A 23,838-nucleotide genomic window follows, 5' to 3' on the forward strand; every position below is an offset into this window, starting at 1 on the left:
AATATAAGAACAGTAAAAGGATAATAATCATGAGCCATTCGTATCCAGAGCACGTCACCATCGTTGATGTCAGCCCACGTGATGGCTTGCAAAACGAAGCCATGACGGTACCGACGGCGGTTAAGCAAACGCTTATCAACGATTTAATCGCAGCAGGCGTCAAAAAGCTGGAAGCGACCAGCTTTGTCTCGCCAAAGTGGGTACCACAAATGGGCGACAACAGTGAGCTGATGACCGCGCTAGCAGATAATAGGCATAATGACGTTATGTATTCGGTACTGGTGCCAAATATGCGCGGCTTTGATAATGCGATTGCACATCGTCCTGATGAAATCGTTATCTTTGGCTCAGCCAGCGAGACTTTTAGTCAAAAAAACATCAATTGCAGTATCGATGAAAGTATTGAACGTTTTGCACCCGTTGCCGCTGCGGCAAAAGAGCATGGCATCAAAGTGCGCGGCGTCATCTCTTGTACGGTCGGTTGCCCTTATGAAGGCGAGATTGACCCAAGCCAAGTCGCGTATGTGACCAAGCGTTTGGTTGAGATTGGCTCAGAGCAGATTGGTATTGCTGATACTATTGGTGTCGGCACCCCGCTAAAAGTACAGCGCGCCCTACAAGCCGCATTAGAATATGCTGACATCGCTATGCTATCAGGACATTTTCATGATACTTATGGTCAAGCTGTGAGTAATACTTTAGCCGCACTACAGATGGGTGTCAGCGAATTTGATACTTCAGTGGCTGGGCTTGGCGGTTGTCCTTATGCCAAAGGCGCAACGGGCAATGTCGCCACCGAAGATGTCGTCTACATGCTGCATGGTATGGGTATCAGTACTGGCATAGATTTGGATAAATTAGTCGTCGCTGGTGAGCGTATCAGTGAGTTTTTAGGTCGCCGCAATGGCTCAAGCGTGGCACGTGCGCTGATTAATAAGCGTCAGTCTTGACTAAGAAAATAAAGCGAGTCATAAGCTATATGGTCTCTTTTTAAATGGATCTGAATTTTTAAAAAATTAAACATCAAAATACAAGGAATGGTTATGAGTTTACCCGGATTGAATTTTCAGCTTGGCGAGGATATTGACGCACTGCGTGACGTGGTACAGCAGTTTGCGGCTAATGAAATCGCCCCGCGCGCAAGCGAAATCGACAGCAGCGATGAGTTCCCAATGGATCTATGGCAAAAAATGGGCGACTTGGGTTTGCATGGCATTACTGTTCCTGAAGCGTACGGCGGCTCGGACATGGGCTACGTGGCTCATATGGTCGCGATGGAAGAGATCAGCCGCGCTTCTGCCTCTGTAGCACTCAGCTATGGCGCGCACTCAAACCTATGCATCAACCAAATCAAACGCAATGGTAATGAGGCGCAAAAACAAAAGTATTTGCCTAAGCTCATCAGTGGTGAATTCATCGGGGCTTTAGCGATGAGTGAAACGGGCGCTGGCTCAGATGTGGTCAGTATGAAGCTCAAAGCCGAAGAAAAAGACGGCCATTATGTGCTAAACGGCAGCAAAATGTGGATCACCAATGGTCCAGATGCCGACGTGATGGTGGTGTATGCCAAGACCAATCCAGAGCTGGGTGCCAAAGGCATGACGGCATTTATCGTAGAAAAAGGCATGAAGGGCTTTGGCACCGCACAAAAGCTCGACAAGCTCGGCATGCGCGGCAGCCATACCGGTGAGATGATCTTTGATAATGTCGAAGTACCAAGTGATAATATCTTAGGCGGCGTCGGCAATGGCGTCAAAGTGCTGATGAGCGGCCTTGATTATGAGCGTGCGGTACTTGCTGCAGGCCCTATCGGCATCATGCAAGCGGTGATGGATAATGTCGTGCCTTATATTCACGACCGCAAGCAGTTTGGGCAAGCGATCGGTGAGTTTCAGCTTATCCAAGGTAAAGTCGCCGATATGTATACCATCTTGCAGGTGGGACGTAGCTTTTTATACACGGTCGGTAAAAACCTCGATATGCTCGATCAGCGCGGCGCAGGTCATAGCCGAGAAGTGCGCAAAGACTGCGCCAGTGTGATCTTATGGTGCGCCGAAAAAGCCACATGGATGGCAGGCGAGGGCATTCAAATCTTTGGCGGTAATGGCTATACCAATGAATATCCACTAGGTCGCTTTTGGCGTGATGCCAAGCTCTATGAGATCGGTGCAGGCACCAGTGAGATACGCCGTATGCTGGTCGGGCGTGAGTTATTTAACGAGACTAAGTAGAAATACTTACTTTCATATTAAACCAAAAAAGCAGGTCGCTTAAAACGTCCTGCTTTTTTATGCTTATTTTATGTCTTATAAAAATCTTAGATTAAAATTGTTATGTCTGTTTACTATGGTCAAAATAGCGTGCCAGACCAGTTAATAGTAAATCATCACGTAGTCGTACTGGGCGATTGACGTGCTGGGCGATGATGGCGGCATCGCCACCCGTCATGATGACTTCGAAGTTGGGATGACGATGGCTGATCTCGTTGATAGCGCCAACGATAGAGAGCAGTATACCGCGATGCACCGCGTCTTGGGTGGTCATGCCCTGACCGACGCTATCGAAGGCACCGTTAGAGATGGTGATTTGCTTGGTACCAGAAAATAGCGACTCGCGCTGCAAATAAATACTGGGAAAGATATAACCGCCCAAATGTGTAGCATGATCGATCAAGTCAATCGTCACCGCGGTCCCGCAACCTATCACGCACTGGCGCTTTTTTTTATCGACTGCACCCAGCATCTGCAGCCAGCGATCGCAGCCGAGCTGCTGATCGTTATAGTCGCTACGCATCAGCGGGTGCGCGGCATCGACATGGACAAACTCAAACGGGATATTTAGACGGCTGAGGGTTTCGGTGACTTTTATATTGAGCGCTTCGCCGAGCACAGATGAGATACCGATAAAATCGGGCGCATATCGCTCAAAGCGATCGGTGAGACCCATGAGTAATTCGGCAGGCGCTTGCAAATGCTGCTTAGCATCATGGTCGACGATCTGACCGATATCATCGGTGAGCCAGTATTTTAAGCGGGTATTGCCAAGATCTAACCAGAGCATAAAAATCCCTTTATATAGTCAATTCACTAAAAAATGTTATGGCAAAGCTTGTAGATGAAGCTTGTCAATAAAACCCAGAGACTTTTATGCCATAAGGGCGATAGCGCCCGCAGGCTCTATGCGTTAGTCCTGATGAATCACGTCAATGCGTCCAGTAAAAAGCGCAGAAATATTACCGTTATCTTGGCGCAATTGCAAACACCCATGTGTATCGATACCGCAGGCATATCCTGTCACTACAGTGCTATTGCCATGGTGCTCTTGAGTGACGCGTAGGCGCCGTCCTGCGAGAGCATCGACGCCATCAAACTGCTCTAAAAAACGATCCAGATAGTAGGTATGACCGGTGGGTTTTTCTAAACTAAAATATTCAAAACGCGTCATCGCTGCCATCAGCGCTTTGCTCATTTGCTGATAGAATGTTTTGAGATTTGGCAAGCGTATCGTCGCCGCGTCAGGCAGCATCTGACAGATATCTTGTAGACTGATCGCCTGATAGCTCATGCCTTCGCAAGTCTGCGCAGTCAGCGCTGGTGCCGCTTGTACATTTAGCCCCACGCCCATCACCACACCGACCAACTTGCCTGCTATGGTGACAGGCTCTATCAAGATACCCGCAAGCTTTGAGAACGGCTGAGTTTGTATTGCTGGCTCAGAGGGTGTCAGCGCCGGCTTGGATACGGCAGCATAAAAGCCCAAGTCATTGGCCCATTTTACCCCGATAGGCGTCAGCTGGCGCGCGTGCAGTTGCTCATTGAGCGCTTGAATGACAGGCATTTTTGCTAGCTCGACACCGATGACCAAAGACAACAAACCGCTAATCGGCTGATGCACAGGGTGATATAACGACAAGTAAACATTACCAGGTGGCGACTGCCAAGAGCGTCCGTGCTGCCCGCGACCAGCACTTTGGGTATCGGCAGTCAGTAGATGCATCTGTGCAGCATCAAGCGTGCCATTTTGTACCGCTGTGATCAACTCGCTATTGGTCGAGGCGCTACTAGCGAGGTGCCGATGGTTGAGCTCAGGCAAATGTACAAGCGTTGGCGATGTATCTGACGCAGTTGGAGTAGAGGTCTCGGCTAAAGGGCCAAAAGGCGCGGCAGATAAAGGGGCTGATGGCGGCATAAGTTTCGTCGATGTGGTTAAGGTTGTAGGAACAATCTTTGCTATACTGAGCGCGGGTCACGGTTTGGCATGAATAAGCGCGAATGAGCATGAATAAGCATAGTGACGCGGCTTAGTAGCGGTAATCAAATAGCATAAAGATCGGCTGCAGGTTTGGCAAATGGAATATATAGTCAATTGCAAATAAAACGGTTATATAAAGTTAAACGCATTACTGGTATAAATTTTCCTTGCGTGCTGTGCCTGCCCTGCAAATGTGCAGATGCGCTAAAAATACTCCAAAACTCCAAAATAAAAGGCTGAGCTAATGATGTTATATGTGTGGTTTGTGATTGCAGGGGCGTTTGCTGGGGTCAGTGCAGGCTTGTTTGGGGTAGGCGGCGGTATGATTATTGTGCCCGCCTTGGTGTGGATATTTACCGCCTATGACTTTTCGCCTGATGTCATCACCCACCTGGCGATCGGTACCTCGCTTGCGACCATCATTGTCACCTCTATTAGCTCATTGACAGCACATAATAAGCGCGGCGGTGTGCGCTGGGAAGTCTGGCGCAAGATGGCGCTGGGCTTGGTCATCGGAAGCCTTGTCGGTGCCGGTATCGCCGATATGATCGATGGAAAAGTTTTGCAAGCCATCATCGGTGTCGGTGCGTTATTGGTCGCGCTAAAGATGCTGTTTTTGTCTAACAAAGAGCAGCTCGGCAAGCCTTTGCCGCCCGCTGGCGTGCAGTTTGGCGCGGGCACAGGGATTGGTATGGCGTCCTCTATCTTTGGTATCGGCGGTGGTAGCTTGACCGTACCGTTTTTAAACTGGGCAGGACTGCCGATGAAGCAAGCGGTTGGCACCTCGGCCGCGTGTGGTTTGCCGATTGCGGTGGCAGGCGCGGTAGGATTTGCATGGTTTGGTCAAGACGTGGTCAATTTGCCTGAGGGTACGCTCGGTTTTGTCCATATCACAGGGTTTTTGTGCATATCCGTCACCAGCTTTATGATGGCAAAGGTCGGTGCTAAGCTTGCACACGTCTTGCCAGCCGCCACGCTTAAGCGCGCGTTTGGCGTGTTGTTATTGTTTGCCGGCGGGCAGCTGTTGCTGAGTGCGATTGGGGTGATATGACTTATCTTTTTTCAAGCGCATCAAGCCCTAAGCGCATCCATTTCATGGCCAGCTCGTCATGGTCGGTGAGCATATTCCATAACGCATCTTCGCTAAAGATAGAGTGCGCTTCACCCGAGTGCTCGATGGGCAGATCTGCTTCATGATCTTTCATCCACTGTGGATTTAGATAGTAGTCTTTCAACTCATTTTGCAATGCTTCAACTTTTAAGAACTGCTCTTGCGCCTCTAGTTGCTGGCGATATAGCTTGCACCACAGCTCATATTTTTGCTGCAATTCTTGTGGATTATAATCAGTCATTTTAATGCCCTTAACTTTTAGTGTTTAGAGGAATCATTATTATTTTAAGCCTTATTATAGCATCCCGTACAAAGTCCAAAAAATCGTCATCATTTGCGGTAGAATAGCCGCCTGTTTTTGTTAAGTTTGTCGATCCTTCATGCGTCTAAAATCTCTTAAGCTGGCAGGATTTAAATCCTTTGCCAATCCTACGACCTTCACCTTTCGTCATGGCATCACCGCCATCGTCGGGCCAAACGGCTGCGGCAAATCCAACGTCATCGACGCCATTCGCTGGGTGCTGGGTGAGACCTCCGCCAAGCAGTTACGCGGCGGGGCGATGAGCGATGTCATCTTTGCCGGTACACAAGACAAAGCGGCCAAAAGTGTCGCCAGCGTCGAGCTGACCTTCGAGCACACTCAAGATGAGCAAACTGGCATTCGCCATGAATTGAACCTGTACCATGAGCTCTCTGTGCGCCGTCAGGTCAATAAAGAGGGACGCTCGGATTACTTTATCAATGGCACGCGCGCGCGCCGCCGTGATGTGGTCGATGTGTTTTTGGGTACTGGGCTTGGGGCGCGTAGCTATGCGGTGATTGAGCAAGGCATGATTGGGCGTATTGTCGAGTCAAGCCCGATGCAGCTACGTGAGTTTATCGAAGAGGCGGCTGGGGTATCGCGCTATCAGGCACGTAGAATAGAGACACAAAAAAAACTTGAGAAAACCCAAGACAATCTGGCGCGTCTGCATGACATGCAAAGCGAGCTGGCAAGCCAACAAAAACGCCTGTCCAAGCAAGCCGCTAGCGCTGAGCGTTATAAAGAGCTGGCATTGACACTGGCGGACATCAAGCAGCAGCTGGCCATTCAGCAGCTGTATCAGGCCAAGCATAGTCAGCAGCAGCAAAAACGCGCCCATGAGCAAAGTTGTGCTGAAACCGCTCGCTTGCAAGCACAGTATGAGGACCTAAAAGCCAAGCAAGATAAGCTGACGGCTCATATCAATCAAGAGCAATGGCTCAAAGACGATGCACAAAGCCGCCATTACCAGCAGCAGCTCAATTATCAAAATGCCGAGCACGCGCTAAACGATGCCAAATCGCAGCTTGCCAGTTTGGCGCAGCAGATGACCAGCTTGGCGCAGCAGCGCGAGCAGGCCGTCAATGAGATTGAACGCATCACCACCGAGCAAGCCGAGCAGCAAAACGTGCTAGAAAAATTGCGCCCGCAGCTCGATGAGATAGCGAGTAAACGCGAGACGCATCAACGTGACGAGCGGCCGCTACAGCGCGCCTATCATGATGCACAAAACCAGCTGTCACGGCTACAAGACAATCATCGTGTGCTAGAGCAGCAGCAAGCGATTAATAGCCAAGCACAAAAACGCCAGCAGCAAAGCCATGAAAAATGGCAGCGCCGCCAGCAGAACTGGCAAAACCTCTGGCAGCAGCTACAGCAGTCACTGTCTGCCAAAGTAAATGCGGCTAATACACATAGCGCAGATGGACAAAATCCGACCTTAGCGTCGCACATTGATGAGCTGAATAAACAGCTACAACAGATCGAGCGCCAACAAGATAGCGTCGATGAGCGACTCTCCGAGCTACAGCCGCGCGCGCATGAGCTGCAGCAGCTTTTACATAAGCAGCAGCGCGCGCTGGGCGAGGAAGAAAAACGTCATGCAGTGTTGACCAGTGAATACGACACCTTGCACCAGATACTGCATCCAACACCTACGCCAAAATCACAACAGTCTGCTAAGGTAAAAACCACCGATGTAGTAACAACTGATTTAGCAAATCAAGTAGTAAATAACGATAACGACTTAGCCATTACCACCTTGCGCGAGCAGATTGAGCTGAGTGCAGTAGGCAAGCAGCATGCTGAGCTGCTCGATAAGGTGTTAGCACTATGGCTCGATAGTCATGTGCTGGCTTCTAAACAAGCAAGTAATGAAAAAGTTAACGGCGAGGTGCAAAAAGCGAATAGCTTATGGCAAGCGCTTGAGTACAACTTAAGGGATGTGTTTACTTATCAGAATGCGCAAAACGAACAGACTAATACACAGGATAATTCGTCAATAGAAACGGGTCATAGCTTGTGGCTATCTGCTAAGCAAAATGATGTAAACGAAAAGCCATTTGTTGGCGCATTGCCAAATACTTTGATTGATAAGGTACTGCCTTTATCACAGCTGATCGCGGCGCCCAACCTAGCGCTTTGGCAGCAGTGCTATCTATATATCGCAGACCTTACAAACAGCCATCAGACCTTCGATGTGCTGGCAGATATACTCAAAGCTCTCCCGCCGTCAGCGATTTTGCTAACGTCTGATGGCTGGCTTATCAGTCGTCAAGGTACGATAAATCTTGGCAAGCTTGTTGGCGCGCAAGATGGTCAAAATGACAGCAATAGTCAATTTTTGACGCAGCGTCTACAGCAGCGCGAGCGGCTGCAGATCTTAGAAGAGCTGCTTGATGGGCTTGAGAGTAAAATAGAAGAGCAGCGCAAAGCCATTGCTAATAATCAGCGAAGCTATGATGCGTTGACGATTGGCTTAGAGGAGGCGCGGGCGCAAGCTGAGCAGCTGACGCGTGATAAATATAACTATCAGGAGCAGCTGACAACCCAGCGCGCTGCCGCTGAGCGCCTGCAAGCAGATAGCCAGCGCCTAACTGCGGACAAAGCAGCCCTTGAGCAAGAGCAGCAGGAGCTTACGCACGAGCAGCAGGCGCTTACGCATGAGCAGCAGCATATCGCAAGCGAGCTGACAGCCCTTGCGCCGCAAATCACTGAGGCGCAGGCGACTATGCAGCAACTGCAAGCTGAGCGCCGTGAGCAGCAGCAGCGTCAGCAAACAGATGACGACGCTTGGCAAGCCCTGCAGCTGCGTGTACAGCAAAGCCAGATGCGCCTTGAGCACAGTAGCAGTAGCCTAAAACGCGCAAATGCGCAATATGATAAGGCGCAACAAAACGAGGAAAGTCTAAAAACGCAGCATGAGCAGCAACAAAAAAAATTGCCAGCGCTGCAGACCGCCTTGCAGGCACTGCAACAAACGCGCGATGAGCAGCAGGCGCTCTTGGCAGAGCGCGCTGCGGCTTTAACCGCGCTAAAAGAAACCTACAATCAGCAGCAGGCGACTTTAGACACGCTACAGCAGACGCTACAGACGCAGCAAAGCGAGCAGGCCGCACTTGCCACTGAGCTGGCATTGAGCGCCGCGCGTTTAGATGAGGCGACTCGCTATGCTGAAGACGCCATGGCCGAGTATCACCGTATCAGCGAACAGGGTGACACTGCGCAATTGATGAGTGTCTCGAGTTTGTTGGCGGATTTTATCGCCCATGATCGCCGCGTGCGCCCTGATAAAATCGCCGAGCTTGAGCGCGAAAAAGCCAAGCTTGAGCAGCAAATCAGCAAGATTGGCGCGGTCAATCTGGCCGCCGTGGCAGAGTTGGCTGAGGTCAATGAACGTCTAGAGCCGCTCGCGCAGCAGACCACTGACATCACTGCCAGTATGGAGACATTGAGCGAGGCGATAGCCGCTATCGACGAGACCACCAAGACCTTGTTTATCGAGACCTTAGAGGCGGTGAATACCGAGCTTGCCAACTTGTTTGCCAAAGTCTTTGGCGGCGGTCAGGCAAGCTTGACATTAAACTTAGAGGATCTACCAGCAAACACGCCCAAATCAGAGCAGTGGCGGGCAGGGCTGACCTTGATGGCGCAGCCAAAAGGCAAGCGTAATAGCCGCCTTGCGGTACTCTCAGGCGGCGAAAAAACCCTAACAGCACTCAGTCTTATTTTTGCCATTTTTAAGCAGCATCCTGCGCCGTTTTGTGTGCTTGACGAGGTCGATGCGCCGCTCGATGATGCTAATGTCGGGCGTTTTACTAGCCTCATTCATGAGCTGGCAGATGACTTGCAGTTTATCTTTATCAGTCATAACAAGCTGGCCATGCAGATCGCTGACGAGCTCAAAGGTATCACCATGCCAAGCGCTGGGATCTCTCGTTTGGTGAGCGTCTCGCTCGATGAGGCGGCGCGCTATATTAGTGAATAACAAGGAGAATGAGGACAGGCGCTAGACAAAACAAATCACGGAGCAATAAAATAGTAATAACAGCAAGCGGCGAGCAATGGTATAGTAAATAGCACGCCAGCAACGTCACACAACTGTGTCAGGCTGATGATAAACGATGACTATATGATGACGATATTCATAAGCCATGCTAGACTATTGCCATTTATTGTTTCTTGTGTATTCCCTTTTGTCATATATTAGGATGTATCTCTCATGACCGCTATTCAGTTTATCTTGATTGCCATTGCTGCGTTTATCGTGCTCGCAGGACTGTATATGGTCATTCGTAGCTTTAAGCGTCGTAGCAGCGCTGACGCTCCTGTCGTCAATTATGACAAAAACGGCATCCCGATCATACCGCGTCACGAGCGCAGCATCGTCGACCAGCCAGATTTAGAAGACGCTGTCGCCGGCGAGACCAGTATCGGCCCTGATCGCAGTTATTTAGATACGGTGGTTGAGCAAGAGCCTGTGACTGCGCCTCACAATACCGAGACCCCATCAGCCACGGCGCAAAACTTGGCCGATACGCCTGATAGCAATGATGAAGACTATATGCGCTGGCAAGAAGCTGAGCTGCGCCGTGACGATGCAGAGTTTGCCGACACAGCGGCGCAGATGGGCAGTGAGCAAGAGCTCGATGCGTTCTCAAGTTTGGTATCGGCGACTGACAGCTTGATGCCATCGATTGATACGGCAGAAGAGCCAAGCTTTGATAGCAACAGCCCCATACTAGATCAGCACCTCTCAGAGCCAGTCGATGAAGCGCAAAACGCGCCGCTTATCAACGCCAAAGACAACATCAACATCACTATTTTACCAACCCAGTATCGTGATCGCCCAGCGGCGATTATTCGTGGCCGTGATTTGCTGGCATTGATTGACAAGTATGGCCTGCGTTATGGGGCGATGAACATGTTTCACCGCTATGAAAAAAAAGACGGCACAGGCATGCTATGGTTTAGTATGATGGGCATCACCGAAAGCGGTATCGCCCCTTTTGATCCGCATAGCGTCGCGACCAATGTCTATAACGGTGTGGTGGTGTTTTTGTCATTGCCGCATCCACAAGCCGTGCACAGCTTCGATAGCATGATGAGCATTGCTTATATGATGGCAAGCGATTTGGACGCCATCTTACTTGATGAAAATAACGAACCGATCACGCCCGAATACAAGCAGCAGCTACGCAACCAAGTCCGTGACTATGAGGCTTAAGCGCCAACGCTAAATAAATCAATAGAAATTCAAAGCAAAACCAAAAGCAAAAAACATCATGATAGCGTGATGTTTTTTGCTTTTTTTATGGGCGGTTTATCACAATATTAGCCAAACTTGTTATGATATCAGCATCTAGAATAATCAAGACGCTGACTATGACCGACCTGCACTTATCGCCTGCCACGGCACAAAAACAACCTGCCACACCTGATGACATCGTGGCACAGATGCGCACGCTGATCGCCGCTATCAAAAAACACAATTATGCCTATTATGTACTCGACAATCCTATTTTGGACGATAGCGAATACGATCAGTTGCGCCGCGCATTGCTTGAGATCGAAAAAGAATATCCAAATTTGGTGCAGTCCGATAGCCCCATCAACCAAGTCGGCGACATACCGCTGTCGGCGTTTACGCAGGTGACCCATGACATCCCTATGCTATCGCTTGGCAACGTCTTTGATTATGACGAGCTGCACGGCTTTATGCGTCGCGTCAATGATCGCCTGAGCGATGCCCAGCAAAACCCTGAGTACGAGATGGAGCTAAAGCTAGATGGCCTAGCGGTGTCACTCAAATACGAGTATGGGCAATTTGTGCAAGCGGTGACGCGCGGTGATGGGCAGACAGGCGAGGATATCACCCAAAACGCCAAAACCATTCGGAACTTGCCGCTGTATCTTTGTGAAGCAAAAGACATCCCGCTATTAGAAGTGCGCGGCGAGGTGCTGATGCCAAAGGCGGGGTTTTTACGTTTAAACCGTTTGGCAGAAGAAAACGGCGACAAAACCTTTGCCAACCCGCGCAATGCTGCCGCCGGTAGCCTACGCCAACTCGACCCTGCAATCGCTGCCAGCCGTCCGTTGGCGTTTTATGCGTATTCGGTCAATCAAGGTCTGCCGGCGGCGATTGAAACCCAGTCCGATGCACTTGCTTGGTTAAAAAAGCTTGGCTTTACCGTGAGCGCTGTCGAGGTGGTACAGAATCCACGCGAAGCACAAGCCTACTATGAATCGGTGATCAAGAGCCGTGACGCGCTACCGTTTGAAATTGATGGGACAGTGATTAAGGTCAACCGTTTGGCATTGCAGCAGCAGCTTGGGTTTTTGTCGCGTGAGCCGCGCTGGGCGACCGCCTACAAATTCCCTGCCGAGACGGTGATGACGCGCTTAAACGATATCGAATGGCAAGTGGGGCGCACCGGACAGATCACACCTGTGGGTAAGCTTGAGCCGGTGCAAGTCGGCGGCGTGACGGTCAGCAATGTCACCTTGCATAACTTTGGCGAAATTCAGCGCTTGGATGTGCGCGCAGGCGATATGGTCAGTGTGCATCGTGCCGGTGACGTCATCCCCAAAGTCACGCGTGTCTGGCACGACCAGCGTCCAGCAGACGCAAAACCAGTCGAGCTACCATCGGCTTGCCCCGTGTGTGACTCGCCTGTGGTGCTGCCAGAGGGTGAGGCCTTGGCGCGCTGTAGCGGCGGTTTGTTTTGTCCTGCGCAGCAAGTCGAGGCGCTTATCCACTTTGTCTCACGGCGGGCGATGGATATCGATGGGCTGGGCGAGCGCTGGCTGATGAGTTTTTTTGAGCATGGCCTTATCAAAACCGTCGCTGATATCTATGACTTACATAACCATACCGACGAGCTGATCACTTTTGAAAAGCTGGGCGAAAAATCGGTACAAAATCTCATCAGTGCTATCGACGCTAGTAAGCAGACGACACTCGCACGCTTTATCTACGCGCTTGGCATTCGCGGCGTGGGTGAGACTACCGCGCAAAACCTCGCCCAGCAGTTTGGCGAGCTTGATAGTTTGATGGCAGCGGATATCGAGACATTGCTACAAACGCCTGATGTCGGTGCGATAACCGCCGAGCTGATTTATGAGTTTTTCCGAGCGCCGCACAATATCGAGGTCATTACCGCGCTACGCGAGGCAGGCGTGCATTGGGACAAAGTCGAGCAGGTCGCAGCAGAAGGGTTACCACTTGATGGGCAGACGTGGGTCATCACCGGCGCGCTTGATAGCATGGCACGTGATGAAGCCAAAGCCAAGCTGCAAGCGCTCGGTGCTAAAGTCTCCGGCAGTATCTCGGCCAAGACCACCGCATTACTGGCAGGCGAAAAAGCAGGCTCAAAACTCACCAAAGCGGAAAAATTGGGCGTAAAAGTGGTGGGCGAAGAAGAGTTTTTAGCGATGGTTGGTCTTTGATTTTTACGATAATGTCAATGTTAAATGGTATTTTTCTCAGTCTTTAATGTTGTGGAGAAAGTAAGGGAAATACCATTTGAGCTAACTAAAAACAGCAAAGTGCAGTAAAGTTCGCACTAAAATTCCTATCAATATTCCTGGAACGGCATACTTTATCAATCGTATAAACCGATGGTTTAAGCTTAAAAATATGCCTATTCCTGGTAAGTCGAACGTATTTACCAAAAACCCTGCAAAAGTATTAACTTGGGTCGCTGACATTTCTTTTTGTTGAACCAAGTCAATTGCAACGCTTAAATAGGCTGTTCCTCCACCTACGTATTTAGCCAATGTGGGCATAATAAATGTTGAAGATGTATTTGTAGCGGATAACAGGGGAGACAGCGCTTGTTCTAACATCACAATTGCCCCAGCCTCTCTTAAAATACCTACTATCGTAATAGATAAAGTTAACATTGGAATAGCACCAACGGCTAAGCGTATGGCTTCGATACCCGCATCATTGATTACTTTCATAAAGTTACTATCAGAAGGGTCTTTATCAAATAATTGTTCTGACGTATCAGGATGCTCATCGGATAGCATACGCCCTGACAGATACCAAGTTGCTGATGAAGCGCATAAGCCACCGATGATAGAAAAGACGATTGCTGCTGTCCAGTTTAGACCCAGAGGAATCATCGGATATAGAATATTACCTTGCGCCATAGCCAATAACATCGCTAAGGTTGCTGCTAAGTGCCGATCAGAGACGCCTCTACTTTGCATAATCGTGAGGGTAGCGAGTGGTGCAGCAAAGCTGATAAAATTCATTTGAATTAGGGCAAAGGTACTTATTCCTGTTAGACCAAAAGGCTTTAAAAGCGGACTGAGCGCTTTGACGATAATGTCCATGAGACCGTTTTGCTCAATGACTTTCATGATACATAGCATCACAATCATGATAGGAAGCAGTGTATAAAGTGCAATATCAACGGAGGAGCGCCCTGAAGCTAAAATGATTTCTATGAGCGACATGTAAAACTCCTGAGATACCTCTTATTGAGACAGATGTATAAATGAAATAGCGTTATTTGATTAATAAAATGGCATCAACTTGAAGGATCATGCCAAAAGGTAGAGCATTTGCACCCATAACTGAGCGAGTGTGATGACCTTTTGTGCCTAAAACTTCAACCAGTAAATCAGAGCAACCATCGACAACCTTTGCGTGGTCAACAAAGCTATCGCAAGCATTCACGACACCAGACAGCTTTATAACTGAGTCAATACGTGATAAATCTCCTAAGGTATCTTTTGCAATGGACAGTATTTGCAGTGCCACATTACGCCCCGCGCTATAGCCCACCGAGACCGTAATATCACTACCCAAACGTCCTGTTAAAAACTGACCCTCCTCATTTCTTGGTCCTTGTCCAGACAGATAAAGTACGTTCTCAACTAGGTATGCAGGCTGGTATTGACCTGCTGGCTTGGGAGGAGGAGGTAAGATGATATTGAGGGAATCAAGCTTTTCTTCTGGTGATACTGTCATATGTTAACTCTCAGTCATTAGGAGATTTCAATGAATCGACTATATGATAGGTCGTACATTACCTGATACTTTGATACCAGCGCCCATGTGAGGTGATATCTCAGCAGTTAGACATGAGGGCATACCCATATCTTCCCCTTGGTAAATCATAATAGAGCCTGAATGTGGCCAGTTGATATCTCTAAGATACCCAGCCAATGCCGCCGCCGCTGACCCAGTTGCTGGATCTTCGAATACACCGCCTACTGGGAATGGGTTGCGTGAGTAAAAAATTTGATCTTGCTCAGCGTAAATAAGATTGAAGGTCACCAAACTTTCTTGAACCGATAAGTGATGTCCATTTTCTTGGTGATACTGCATTGCTTGCAAAGTTCGTCTATCATTGACTGCCAGTATCAAATGATCACCACCCGCATGCGCAATCGCAGGTGGAATTCTTGGATCCAAATCGGACTCAGTAAGCCCAAACAAACTGAGCGCTTCAGTCAACAACTGGGGACTTATGGGACGACTATGCGTGGATGGTGAAACAAAGGCTGCACCCCAGTTTTTATCAGAGCAATAACCTTCAACACTGATTTGTGCATGGTTTAGAATGAGGTGAAAAACCCCTTGCCCAAAGTGTTTAGCAAGAGTGGCACCAAGCGCAATGGTTGCATGACCACAAAAATCCACTTCTACTTTTGGTGAAAAATATCGAACGCGCCAACCATTATCATGTGGTGCTGCAAATACGGTTTCAGAATAACCAATCTCTGCGGCTAGTGATTGCATTGTGATGGTGTCTGGTATCGATTCACAAAGAACAACGCCAGCAGGGTTGCCTCCTTCTAAACCTTTTGGAAATGCAGCGATACGCTGAATATTCATAATATTTTTCTCCTTAATTCTGAGGTTACAAAAATATTTTAAAATATCAGCGGGTAAGCGCTTCAAACGAAGCCACTAAGTCGATTTCAACCAGTGCTTCTTTAAGCGCAAGCTCTGAGACCACTGTCGAGCGGGTTGGTAAATGATCACCAAATGCGCGTGCAAAAGCACCATCAAATTTTTGAAAATTGTTTCTTTCAGTGATCCATACTCCAGCTTTTACGACGTTTTCTGGGCCTAGGCCATATTCAGCCAAAACTTTAAATTGGTGAGCAAGAATTAAAGCGGTTTGCGCTTCGATGTCACCGTGAATTTCACCGTGTTCATCGAATGCAAGTTGACCAGATAAGAACAGCAATGAGCCTGTTTTGATGGCGGGGGAAAGGTGTGGCATATCAATATCTCCTAGATTTATTTTCTGGAGATGATTGTGTCAATATGCATAATAAGAAGCAATAGCCCAATTATGCATAATACTCATGCATAATTTGCACTAATGTCGTGTGAGGATAGTATCAGCTACTTCCACGGTACAGATTGGAATAACTGCGAGACCCAAGTAGCAAACGCTTCTGTGCGGGCTGGTACATGCTGGCGTGACGCCTTAACTAGGTAAATACCACCGTCACCATCGAAATGCCACTGTGGCATCAGTTGCACTAAAGTTCCTGCCTTAATATCCCGCGCAACAAGCCATTCTCCTGCACCAAGTATGCCGATATCGCCTCGTGCTGCTTCTAGCATAGCAATACTGTCATTACTCAACAATGTACCATTAGTGCGAATCATGGTGAGCTGCTTGCCATCGGATAAACGCCATATTGGGTAAGAATGAAGCGTGGGATTACCAATACAGTTGTGCTCAAGGAGCTGTTCAGGTTGTAGAGGGGTTCCATGATTTTGAAGATAAGCTGGAGAGGCAACGAGAATTCGTTTATGGCTTGTCAGTTTACGGGCAATGAGTCTACTATCGGTCAGGTGCCCAATTCGAATCGCAGCATCAAACCCACCTTCGATAAGGTCAACATAATTATCGCTGTAGCTAATATCCAGCTCTAATTTTGGATACTTTGCCATAAATTTGGGGATTTCAGGTGCCAACCACAAACGCCCCATCGTGGCGGGAAAAGCCAGTTTTAATCTGCCTTTTAGAACATGAGTATGTTCGACCGCTTCTTCTTGCGCCTCCTGTATCATGTCGGTTGCCAGTCTGTACTTTTCAGCAAGACGTCTGCCTGTATCTGTGAGTTGCACTTGACGGGTAGTTCGTTCAACCAGACGTACACCCAAACGGGTTTCTAGTGAAGCAATACGTTTGGAAATAATAGTAGGATGTCTGCCAATAGCTTTTCCAGCCGCAGCAAAGGTTTTATTAGAGGCAATCGCTAATAAGGCAGTTATTTCGTCAATATGTTGACTATTTATGTTCATAATGTAGAGCGTGCTTTTTAGTTAAACAGTATTATATGCTGGCTAAAGCTTTTTAATACATTAAAACCAAATTTGAAAGCGCCCAATACAAAAATTTAGGGGCTGTAGTAGATAAGCACTATGCTAGACTACTTTTATGAAGATAACCCGTTGTAAACTAAGTAAAAAATCACAGAAAAGGCTGTTAGAGTTTTTCACCGCTGAAGTGACTGCTAGAACAGCCGCAGACTTACTTGATATTCAGCCTAACACTGCTGCACTTTTTTACCATAAAATAAGACTTGTGATAGATTACCATCTCTCATTAGAAGCTGATGATCTTTTTGATGGTGAAGTCGAATTAGATGAAAGTTACTTTGGCGGTGTATGCAAAGGCAAAAGAGGTCGCGGGGCTGCTGGCAAAACCGCCGTATTTGGGATTCTAAAACGAAACGGTAAGGTTTATACCATTGTCGTAGCAGACACCAAACAGACTACTCTAATGCCTGTTATTAAGCGTAAAATCAAGCCTGACAGCTTTTTTTATACGGATAGCTATCGAAGTTACAATGCATTAGATGTGAGCGAGTTTAAACACTTTAGAGTCAATCACTCTAAAGAGTTTACTTGCGGTAAAAACAATCACATCAATGGTATTGAGAACTTTTGGAACCAGTCTAAACGAACACTCAGAAAGTATAATGGGATTAATAAGAAGAACTTCCATTTGTTTTTAAAAGAGTGCGAGTTTAGATTTAACTATGGCTCACCATCTAATCAGCTGAAAATTCTGAGAAAATGGTGTGATATTTAATCCTTATCTACTACAGCCCCCTTATAATTATTAATAAAGGCAAGCGAACCCCACCGCTACATAGCTATTGTCTGACATACTCAGAGGGCGACATACCAAAAAAGCGTTTATATTCTCGCGAAAACTGCGACAAACTTTCATAACCCACTTGCAAGCTGGCTGAAGAAATATCGCTATTTTCAGTCATTAATAGCCGCCGCGCTTCAGTTAAGCGCAGCCTTTTTTGATACTGTAGCGGACTCATCGACGTTATATCACGAAAATGCTGATGAAAGCTTGAGGTACTCATCCCTACCGTGCGCGCCAAGGTAGCGACCTGAAATGGCGTGGCAAAGTTCATTTTTAACCACTCAATCGCTTGCACAATACGATGTCCTGTCGTGCCTGCGGCGGCGATACGTTTGAGCCGATTGCCTTGCGGACTCATCAATAAACGATAAAAAATCTCTTTAATAATGAGCGGCGCTAAAATAGCGCGGTCTTGCGGCGCGTCCAGCAGTTTTATCAGTCGTACCAGCGCATCACTGAGCGACGTCGTCATCATTCCAATAGCCACACCTTTTTTGTCATCGCTACTGGGTCTAAAAGAGAGGTGCGCATCGAGCATCAGCTCAGCCAAAACATAGGGGTCAAGTTTTAAAATAACGCCTAAATAGGGGGTTTGTGGCGAAGCCTCAATAATCTGCGCAATGACGGGTAAATCAATCGCGGTAAACAAGAAGTGATTGGCGTCGTAGACGTAGGTTTCCTCACCCAAGATGACCTGTTTTTTCCCTTGCGCAATCATGCATAAGCTGGCATCCAGTACATAGCTGGTCGGCGCCGTTGGTGTATCCCAGCGATGCAAACTTAAGCCGTTAATAGGCGTTTCATATTTATTGGTGTCTTTGGTCTGTGCGTCAACAAGTGCGGCTAAGTTATTTTCCATAAAACGACCTTTTTTATATCATTCGTATTTTTTCGTTATTTAAGTGGTTGTTATTGTAAATTTTTTTAAGCCATAAATCAGTTAAAAATAGGACGGTTTGGAGAAATAGGCAAGTATCTAGGAGAAATGGGACAGCGTGCGGCGGCGTCAGTTTTTATACTAAACCTACGTTATTTTTTAAGCCATGAAAACATAAACGATAGGAAAAACAATGCGTATAACCCTAGCTACGTTGTTAATCACCTCATTTCTCTCTATAGGAGCCAGTGCAATGGACACTCAAAACAATATCGACACGCAAACCATCACCAAAGCGAGCGATTTACCAGAAATTGAAGGTTCGGATGAAAACTTTACAGGTGAGGTGGCGATTACGCCACTGACAAAAGTCACCGATGGCATCAATGCCACGAGCGCCTATGTCAGCTTTAACGCCAGTGCGCGCTCTTTTTGGCACACTCATCCTAAAGGTCAATATTTAGTGGTCACAGAAGGCGAAGGACTGGTGCAAGAGTGGGGCAAAGCCGCTGAAAAAATCGGCGTGGGTGATGTCATTTTTTGCCCGCCTGGTATCAAGCACTGGCACGGTGCCAATGGTAAGACCGCGATGACCCATTTGGCGCTAACAGGATCTGATGAGGATGGTAACAACGTCGATTGGTTAGAGCCTGTCAGTGACGCGCAATATCATGACGCCAACCACTAAAAATATACTGGTAAACCCTACTATTTATAACATGACAAAGGAACAATAATGACTTCATCTGACTCGGATAATCAAACTGCAACGACAGACGCTTGGGACAAAACCTTTAGCAAAAGCGAGCGCGTTGATCATAAAAAAGTGACGTTTAAAAATCGTTATGGCATCACCCTGTGGGCTGACTTGTATCAGCCGAAAGCAGCGACAGACAATATGGCAGCCATTGTGGTTAGCGGTCCTTTTGGTGCAGTAAAAGAGCAGTCTTCTGGACTCTACGCGCAAACGCTCGCCGAGCAGGGTTTTATTACCTTGGCCTTTGACCCATCGTATACAGGTGAGAGTGGTGGCGAGCCGCGCAATATTGCCTCGCCTGATATCAATACCGAAGACTTTAGTGCCGCGGTTGACTGTATTGGTCTGTTGCCGAATGTGGACAAAGAGCGCATTGGCGTTTTGGGCATTTGTGGTTTTGGCGGTATGGCGCTCAGTGCTGCTGCGGTGGATAAGCGCATCAAAGCGGTCGTGACCAGCACCATGTACGATATGACGCGCATGATGGCAAAAGGCTATAACGACAGCTTGACCCTCAATGAGCGTACTGAAACCTTGGCCAAGCTTAGTGAGCAGCGCTGGCAAGATGCCGAAAACGAAGCGCCCGCTTATGGGCCGAAGTCTTTGGAGCTAGAAGGCGGCGAGCCGCAATTTGTGGTGGAGTATGCCGATTACTATAAAACATCGCGTGGCTTTCATCCTCGTGCCATCAACTCTAATGCCGCTTGGTCATTGACCACGCCATTATCATTTATGAATTTGCCCATCTTGACGTACATTGATGAGATTTCGCCGCGCCCGATTTTATTCGTTCATGGTGAAAACGCGCATTCGCTTTATTTTAGCCAAACCGCTTATGAAAAAGCCGCTGAGCCAAAAGAGCTATTGATCATTCCAAATGCCAATCATACGGACCTGTATGACCGTACAGACATCATTCCTTTTGAGAAAATAACGCAGTTTTTTAAAGAAAACCTTACTACTGAAGCTCAGTCTGCATAAATAAGATAGTGTTTTTTAAACATCAAATGGAAGATATAAAAATAAAGAGGGACAGAACATGAATAAACGTCTTGGCGTCAGCCTATTACTGGTCAGTGCATTGGCTGGCGGTACGCTGGCGCAAGCAGCGCCCCAAACAGTACATACGGAGATAAAAAATATGAATGCTTTATCACAGCAGCAACAAGCGCTGATTCCTATCGCCGCATTTGCCGCGACAGGAGACATGGACGCCTTGCGTCAGGCACTCAATGCGGGATTAAATCAAGGTCTCACAATTAATGAGATTAAATCATTATTGGTACAGGTATACGCTTATGCAGGTTTTCCACGTAGCTTAAATGCACTCAATACGTTTATGGCAGTGCTGGATGAACGACAGTCTCAAGGTATTAATGATGCTGAGGGCAAAAGCAGTCAGGCATTGCCAGCAGCGTATGATGCTTTGGCGCAAGGCAGCGATAACCAAACCAAGCTGGTCGGACAGCCAGTCACAGGCGCGTTATTTGACTTTGCGCCTGAGATAGATACCTATCTAAAAGCGCATTTATTCGGCGATATTTTTGCACAAGATGTATTGAGCTGGCAGGCGCGTGAGATTGCTACCGTGAGTATGTTGGCAGCGATGACAGGCACGGACAGTCAATTAAAGTCGCATGTCAATATCAGCAAAAATATCGGCATTACTACAGAGCAACTGCAAGCTATTGAACAGGTTCTGAACGATAAAGTATCAAAAGACGTCAGTCAAAAGTTAACGGATGCTTTTTGATATACAGTTGACAAATACATAAGGTAGATCGTTTTAAGGCCTATTAAAGTATTCTTAGTAGGCTGCTATTTTGTAAAAATCAAAATTTCTGTATATCTAACCAAAACCAACCACTTATCATTAAACCTAACAAAGTTAACAAGACTGATTCAGATCGCCCTTACCGACGCTTATAAGATAATAGTCACAAATATAAAAAAAACTATGATCAAGCAGTGAATAAGCAAAACGTAAGGAGCGCGTTATGGCAGACAATACTAATAATAAATCTAATACCGACACTATAGATAGTAGCCAAAGTCCGCAAGTGCAGCATCTCATCGACACTCTACAAGGCGAGCATATCCAAAAGAAGGGCGGTCAGTCTGCCATCATATTTCGGATGGTGATGCCAGACCATCTATGTCCGTTTGGCCTCAAATCAATTGATGCGCTCAAGCACGCAGACTATGACATCATTGATCGCCATATCACGACCCAAGATGAGAATACACTGGTCAAAGACACGCTTGGGGTCAAGACCACGCCGCAGACGTTTATCGATGGCAAGCGCGTTGGTGGTAATGATGATCTGCAAGTATTTTTGGGCAATCAAGAACCCGAGACAGATGACGACACCACTTACGCGCCCATTATTGCGATATTTGCTGTTACCGCACTCATGACACTGGCATTATGCTGGGCATTTGCCGTTAGTGTCTTTTCAATACAGGCGCTTATGTGGTTTGTCGCGCTCTCCATGTGTGTATTGGCGATTAAAAAGCTTGAGGATTTAGAAGGGTTTACCACTGGGTTTTTGGGCTATGATTTACTCGCGCGCCGCGTGGTACGCTACGCCTATGTATATCCGTTTTTAGAAGCGTTTGCCGGTATCGCTATGCTTGCCGATCAGCCTTGGCTCAATCCGATTGCAGGTTTGGTTGCTTTTATCATCGGCTTAATCGGCGGGGTATCCGTTATTAAAGCGGTCTATATCGATAAGCGCGAGCTAAAATGCGCCTGCGTGGGCGGCGATAGCAATGTACCACTGGGCGCGATCTCTTTAACCGAAAACGTCATGATGTTCGGTATGGGTGGTTATATGCTGATTCGCGCTTTATTATAATCAAGTGGTTTGATGATGCGTAACCAATATATCGAGCTACTCCACCATCTCACCATGCGCTTTTGCGTCGCCTTTTTTGCCATCTGGTTTAATCACAATAGGTAATACCAACCCTTTGGCAAAGTCGTCTGATAACACATAGTCATAGCGACTGGCAGCGACATCGGGTGTGGTATGAATGACCAGTGTCATCTCGTTGCCATCGGTCAGCTCATGTGAGACATAGGTTTCGCTCAGCTGATCCAAGGCTTTGGATAGCGCTTCGTTACTTGCCATACTGATAGTGAGGTTGTGCTGCGCTGTCGCCGCGTCCACATCGAAGTACTCGGCATAATCGAGGACGTTTTGGCTATCGATGGCAAAGGGGTACTCATAGGTACTGCGATGAGCAGGCTTTTCGCCGCTCGCGACCGACGACCAATCGATGGTGTAGGCGGCAGGCGCTGAGGTCTGTGCAGTGCCATCGCTGGACACTGCCGCTTGCTCAGTCGCAGGGTCAGCCACCTCAGTTGACTGGTCACAACCTACTAGCGCCCAACCAGCAGTAGCCACTAGTAATATACTCGTTAAGCGCATTCCCATCGATGTATCCTCTTTGTTATTGGTCGTTATGATTGCCCGTTGTGCTATTTTGCCAGCTTTTGCTCGGCTTCTCTAGGGCGTGTCCTCAATACGTTTTAATACCTCGATATTATCTGCGCTATTTTCGTTGTTTGATTAGGGCGTGTTGAACATTCAACCATGGCATTGACAGAGACTATTAATGCGCATAAAAAAACAGCCATCTTTTGATGACTGTTTTTGATGTACTTTATTGGTTTGGCTTTTTGGTTTTCTGTCGTTTAAACGCAAAAGCTTAACGACTGAACCTTAAGTATTATCTACCGATCTGGCAGTTTACTTGATATTCTTTACCGTTTGCCCATTTGATGGCAAAGATACCTTTGTCACCTTTCATATGCCAAGCATAGACTGCTTCTGGGTTTGAGTCATTGATATAGCTGGCTACGTCACCTTGTACGCCGCCGTTTAGGATAATTGGCTGCTCTGCCCATTTTACTTTAGGCATGGTAGCGTTTAGCATGACTTGTTTTTTATTGATAGACTGTTTTGCCATGATTTGGCTGTCATCAGTACAGGTATAAGGTGCTGGTGCCATACGGTCGTAAGCGGCATCCGTGACGCTCTCTGATGCTGGCGTATTTGCAGCGTTTGGCGTGGTCGGTGCGGTCGTGGCACAGGCGCTTAGCAATGCAAGGGCAGGTAAGGCAGTGGCGATTTTGGTTAGGGTGTTCATGGCATTCTCCAAATGTTTAACAAAATTATAAGAGGTCTTAAGACGTCTATAACAATGATCATGTATTTATTATTAACAAAGCATTAAGCATAGGCATAAGCATATAGGGGCTATGGTAACGAAAGCCGCCTTTGATGAGTGTTAGAAATTGTTTGTTACATGTTCATTAAGTTACGTAAACACTGACTAATGTAACGCTACGGGACAGTCGTTAGTGATAACCGGCTCGCCGCCAGTGCC

At 47.5% G+C, this 23,838-nt stretch carries 22 protein-coding genes; 11 read left to right on the forward strand and 11 right to left on the reverse strand.

Features of this window, described 5'->3' with window-relative positions:
• Positions 1 to 29 precede the first annotated feature (29 nt).
• Both JFC05_RS04600 and JFC05_RS04605 read left to right on the forward strand, forming a co-directional pair.
• Entirely contained in the window at positions 30 to 950 is a 921-nt protein-coding gene (locus JFC05_RS04600; RefSeq protein WP_198335959.1) for a hydroxymethylglutaryl-CoA lyase, read from the forward strand.
• A 93-nt stretch (positions 951 to 1,043) separates the two neighbouring features.
• Positions 1,044 to 2,231 (forward strand): isovaleryl-CoA dehydrogenase, encoded by a 1,188-nt coding sequence (locus tag JFC05_RS04605; protein ID WP_198335960.1) that lies wholly within the window; start codon positions 1,044 to 1,046, stop codon positions 2,229 to 2,231.
• 100 nt (positions 2,232 to 2,331) lie between these two features.
• On the opposite strand, the gene JFC05_RS04610 is transcribed toward JFC05_RS04605, so the two are convergent.
• Together JFC05_RS04610 and JFC05_RS04615 are read right to left on the reverse strand one after the other, a co-directional pair.
• A complete protein-coding gene (locus JFC05_RS04610; protein ID WP_192995909.1) occupies positions 2,332 to 3,060 on the reverse strand; it encodes a pantothenate kinase in 729 nt (242 codons plus the stop codon).
• 123 nt (positions 3,061 to 3,183) lie between these two features.
• On the reverse strand, positions 3,184 to 4,188 hold the full coding sequence (locus JFC05_RS04615; protein ID WP_198335961.1) for a biotin--[acetyl-CoA-carboxylase] ligase: 1,005 nt from the start codon (positions 4,186 to 4,188) through the stop codon (positions 3,184 to 3,186).
• Between the two features lie 310 nt (positions 4,189 to 4,498).
• Here JFC05_RS04615 and JFC05_RS04620 point away from each other — a divergent pair, with 310 nt between their 5' ends.
• The gene (locus tag JFC05_RS04620; RefSeq protein ID WP_198336027.1) at positions 4,499 to 5,302 is read left to right on the forward strand and encodes a sulfite exporter TauE/SafE family protein; all 804 of its coding nucleotides are present in this window, start codon (positions 4,499 to 4,501) and stop codon (positions 5,300 to 5,302) included.
• A 1-nt stretch (position 5,303) separates the two neighbouring features.
• On the opposite strand, the gene JFC05_RS04625 is transcribed toward JFC05_RS04620, so the two are convergent.
• On the reverse strand, positions 5,304 to 5,603 hold the full coding sequence (locus JFC05_RS04625; protein ID WP_198335962.1) for a DUF4298 domain-containing protein: 300 nt from the start codon (positions 5,601 to 5,603) through the stop codon (positions 5,304 to 5,306).
• A 139-nt stretch (positions 5,604 to 5,742) separates the two neighbouring features.
• Between JFC05_RS04625 and JFC05_RS04630 the strand changes: the two genes are divergently transcribed.
• The 3 genes from JFC05_RS04630 to ligA all read left to right on the forward strand — a co-directional run bounded on the left by JFC05_RS04630 (position 5,743) and on the right by ligA (position 13,112).
• Entirely contained in the window at positions 5,743 to 9,651 is a 3,909-nt protein-coding gene (locus tag JFC05_RS04630) for an AAA family ATPase (RefSeq protein WP_198335963.1), read from the forward strand.
• Positions 9,652 to 9,885: 234 nt separating this feature from the next.
• Positions 9,886 to 10,890, forward strand: coding sequence for a cell division protein ZipA (locus JFC05_RS04635; protein WP_198335964.1), 1,005 nt, complete (start codon positions 9,886 to 9,888; stop codon positions 10,888 to 10,890).
• Positions 10,891 to 11,048: 158 nt separating this feature from the next.
• Entirely contained in the window at positions 11,049 to 13,112 is a 2,064-nt protein-coding gene (gene ligA / locus JFC05_RS04640) for an NAD-dependent DNA ligase LigA (RefSeq protein ID WP_198335965.1), read from the forward strand.
• Positions 13,113 to 13,193: 81 nt separating this feature from the next.
• Here the strand turns inward: ligA and JFC05_RS04645 are convergent, their stop codons facing one another.
• The 5 genes from JFC05_RS04645 to JFC05_RS04665 form a co-directional block, all read right to left on the reverse strand.
• Positions 13,194 to 14,129: a nucleoside recognition domain-containing protein gene (locus tag JFC05_RS04645; protein ID WP_198335966.1), complete on the reverse strand. Its 936-nt coding sequence runs from the start codon at positions 14,127 to 14,129 to the stop codon at positions 13,194 to 13,196.
• A 52-nt stretch (positions 14,130 to 14,181) separates the two neighbouring features.
• Positions 14,182 to 14,646 (reverse strand): RidA family protein, encoded by a 465-nt coding sequence (locus tag JFC05_RS04650; protein ID WP_198335967.1) that lies wholly within the window; start codon positions 14,644 to 14,646, stop codon positions 14,182 to 14,184.
• Positions 14,647 to 14,685: 39 nt separating this feature from the next.
• Positions 14,686 to 15,516, reverse strand: coding sequence for a PhzF family phenazine biosynthesis protein (locus JFC05_RS04655; protein WP_198335968.1), 831 nt, complete (start codon positions 15,514 to 15,516; stop codon positions 14,686 to 14,688).
• A 46-nt stretch (positions 15,517 to 15,562) separates the two neighbouring features.
• On the reverse strand, positions 15,563 to 15,910 hold the full coding sequence (locus JFC05_RS04660; RefSeq protein WP_227697406.1) for a RidA family protein: 348 nt from the start codon (positions 15,908 to 15,910) through the stop codon (positions 15,563 to 15,565).
• Between the two features lie 125 nt (positions 15,911 to 16,035).
• The gene (locus JFC05_RS04665; protein WP_198335969.1) at positions 16,036 to 16,947 is read right to left on the reverse strand and encodes a LysR family transcriptional regulator; all 912 of its coding nucleotides are present in this window, start codon (positions 16,945 to 16,947) and stop codon (positions 16,036 to 16,038) included.
• 136 nt (positions 16,948 to 17,083) lie between these two features.
• Between JFC05_RS04665 and JFC05_RS04670 the strand changes: the two genes are divergently transcribed.
• Positions 17,084 to 17,740 carry an IS1595 family transposase gene (locus JFC05_RS04670; protein WP_198335970.1) on the forward strand — a complete coding sequence of 219 codons (657 nt, stop codon included), beginning with the start codon at positions 17,084 to 17,086 and terminating at the stop codon, positions 17,738 to 17,740.
• A gap of 64 nt (positions 17,741 to 17,804) precedes the next feature.
• On the opposite strand, the gene JFC05_RS04675 is transcribed toward JFC05_RS04670, so the two are convergent.
• On the reverse strand, positions 17,805 to 18,668 hold the full coding sequence (locus tag JFC05_RS04675; protein ID WP_198335971.1) for an AraC family transcriptional regulator: 864 nt from the start codon (positions 18,666 to 18,668) through the stop codon (positions 17,805 to 17,807).
• A gap of 211 nt (positions 18,669 to 18,879) precedes the next feature.
• Between JFC05_RS04675 and JFC05_RS04680 the strand changes: the two genes are divergently transcribed.
• The 4 genes from JFC05_RS04680 (at position 18,880) to JFC05_RS04695 (ending at position 22,301) form a co-directional block, all read left to right on the forward strand.
• Positions 18,880 to 19,374 (forward strand): (R)-mandelonitrile lyase, encoded by a 495-nt coding sequence (locus tag JFC05_RS04680; RefSeq protein ID WP_198335972.1) that lies wholly within the window; start codon positions 18,880 to 18,882, stop codon positions 19,372 to 19,374.
• Between the two features lie 48 nt (positions 19,375 to 19,422).
• Complete coding sequence (locus JFC05_RS04685) at positions 19,423 to 20,424, forward strand: alpha/beta hydrolase (protein WP_198335973.1); 1,002 nt, start codon at positions 19,423 to 19,425, stop codon at positions 20,422 to 20,424.
• A gap of 58 nt (positions 20,425 to 20,482) precedes the next feature.
• Positions 20,483 to 21,196 carry a carboxymuconolactone decarboxylase family protein gene (locus JFC05_RS04690; protein ID WP_198335974.1) on the forward strand — a complete coding sequence of 238 codons (714 nt, stop codon included), beginning with the start codon at positions 20,483 to 20,485 and terminating at the stop codon, positions 21,194 to 21,196.
• 244 nt (positions 21,197 to 21,440) lie between these two features.
• The gene (locus tag JFC05_RS04695; RefSeq protein ID WP_244658174.1) at positions 21,441 to 22,301 is read left to right on the forward strand and encodes a MauE/DoxX family redox-associated membrane protein; all 861 of its coding nucleotides are present in this window, start codon (positions 21,441 to 21,443) and stop codon (positions 22,299 to 22,301) included.
• 36 nt (positions 22,302 to 22,337) lie between these two features.
• On the opposite strand, the gene JFC05_RS04700 is transcribed toward JFC05_RS04695, so the two are convergent.
• Together JFC05_RS04700 and JFC05_RS04705 are read right to left on the reverse strand one after the other, a co-directional pair.
• On the reverse strand, positions 22,338 to 22,883 hold the full coding sequence (locus tag JFC05_RS04700; RefSeq protein ID WP_198335975.1) for a 3'-5' exonuclease family protein: 546 nt from the start codon (positions 22,881 to 22,883) through the stop codon (positions 22,338 to 22,340).
• Between the two features lie 295 nt (positions 22,884 to 23,178).
• Positions 23,179 to 23,598 carry a hypothetical protein gene (locus tag JFC05_RS04705; RefSeq protein WP_105244797.1) on the reverse strand — a complete coding sequence of 140 codons (420 nt, stop codon included), beginning with the start codon at positions 23,596 to 23,598 and terminating at the stop codon, positions 23,179 to 23,181.
• Positions 23,599 to 23,838: the final 240 nt, after the last annotated feature.

Source organism: Psychrobacter celer (assembly GCF_016107555.1).
In the GTDB taxonomy this organism is placed as follows: domain Bacteria; phylum Pseudomonadota; class Gammaproteobacteria; order Pseudomonadales; family Moraxellaceae; genus Psychrobacter; species Psychrobacter celer.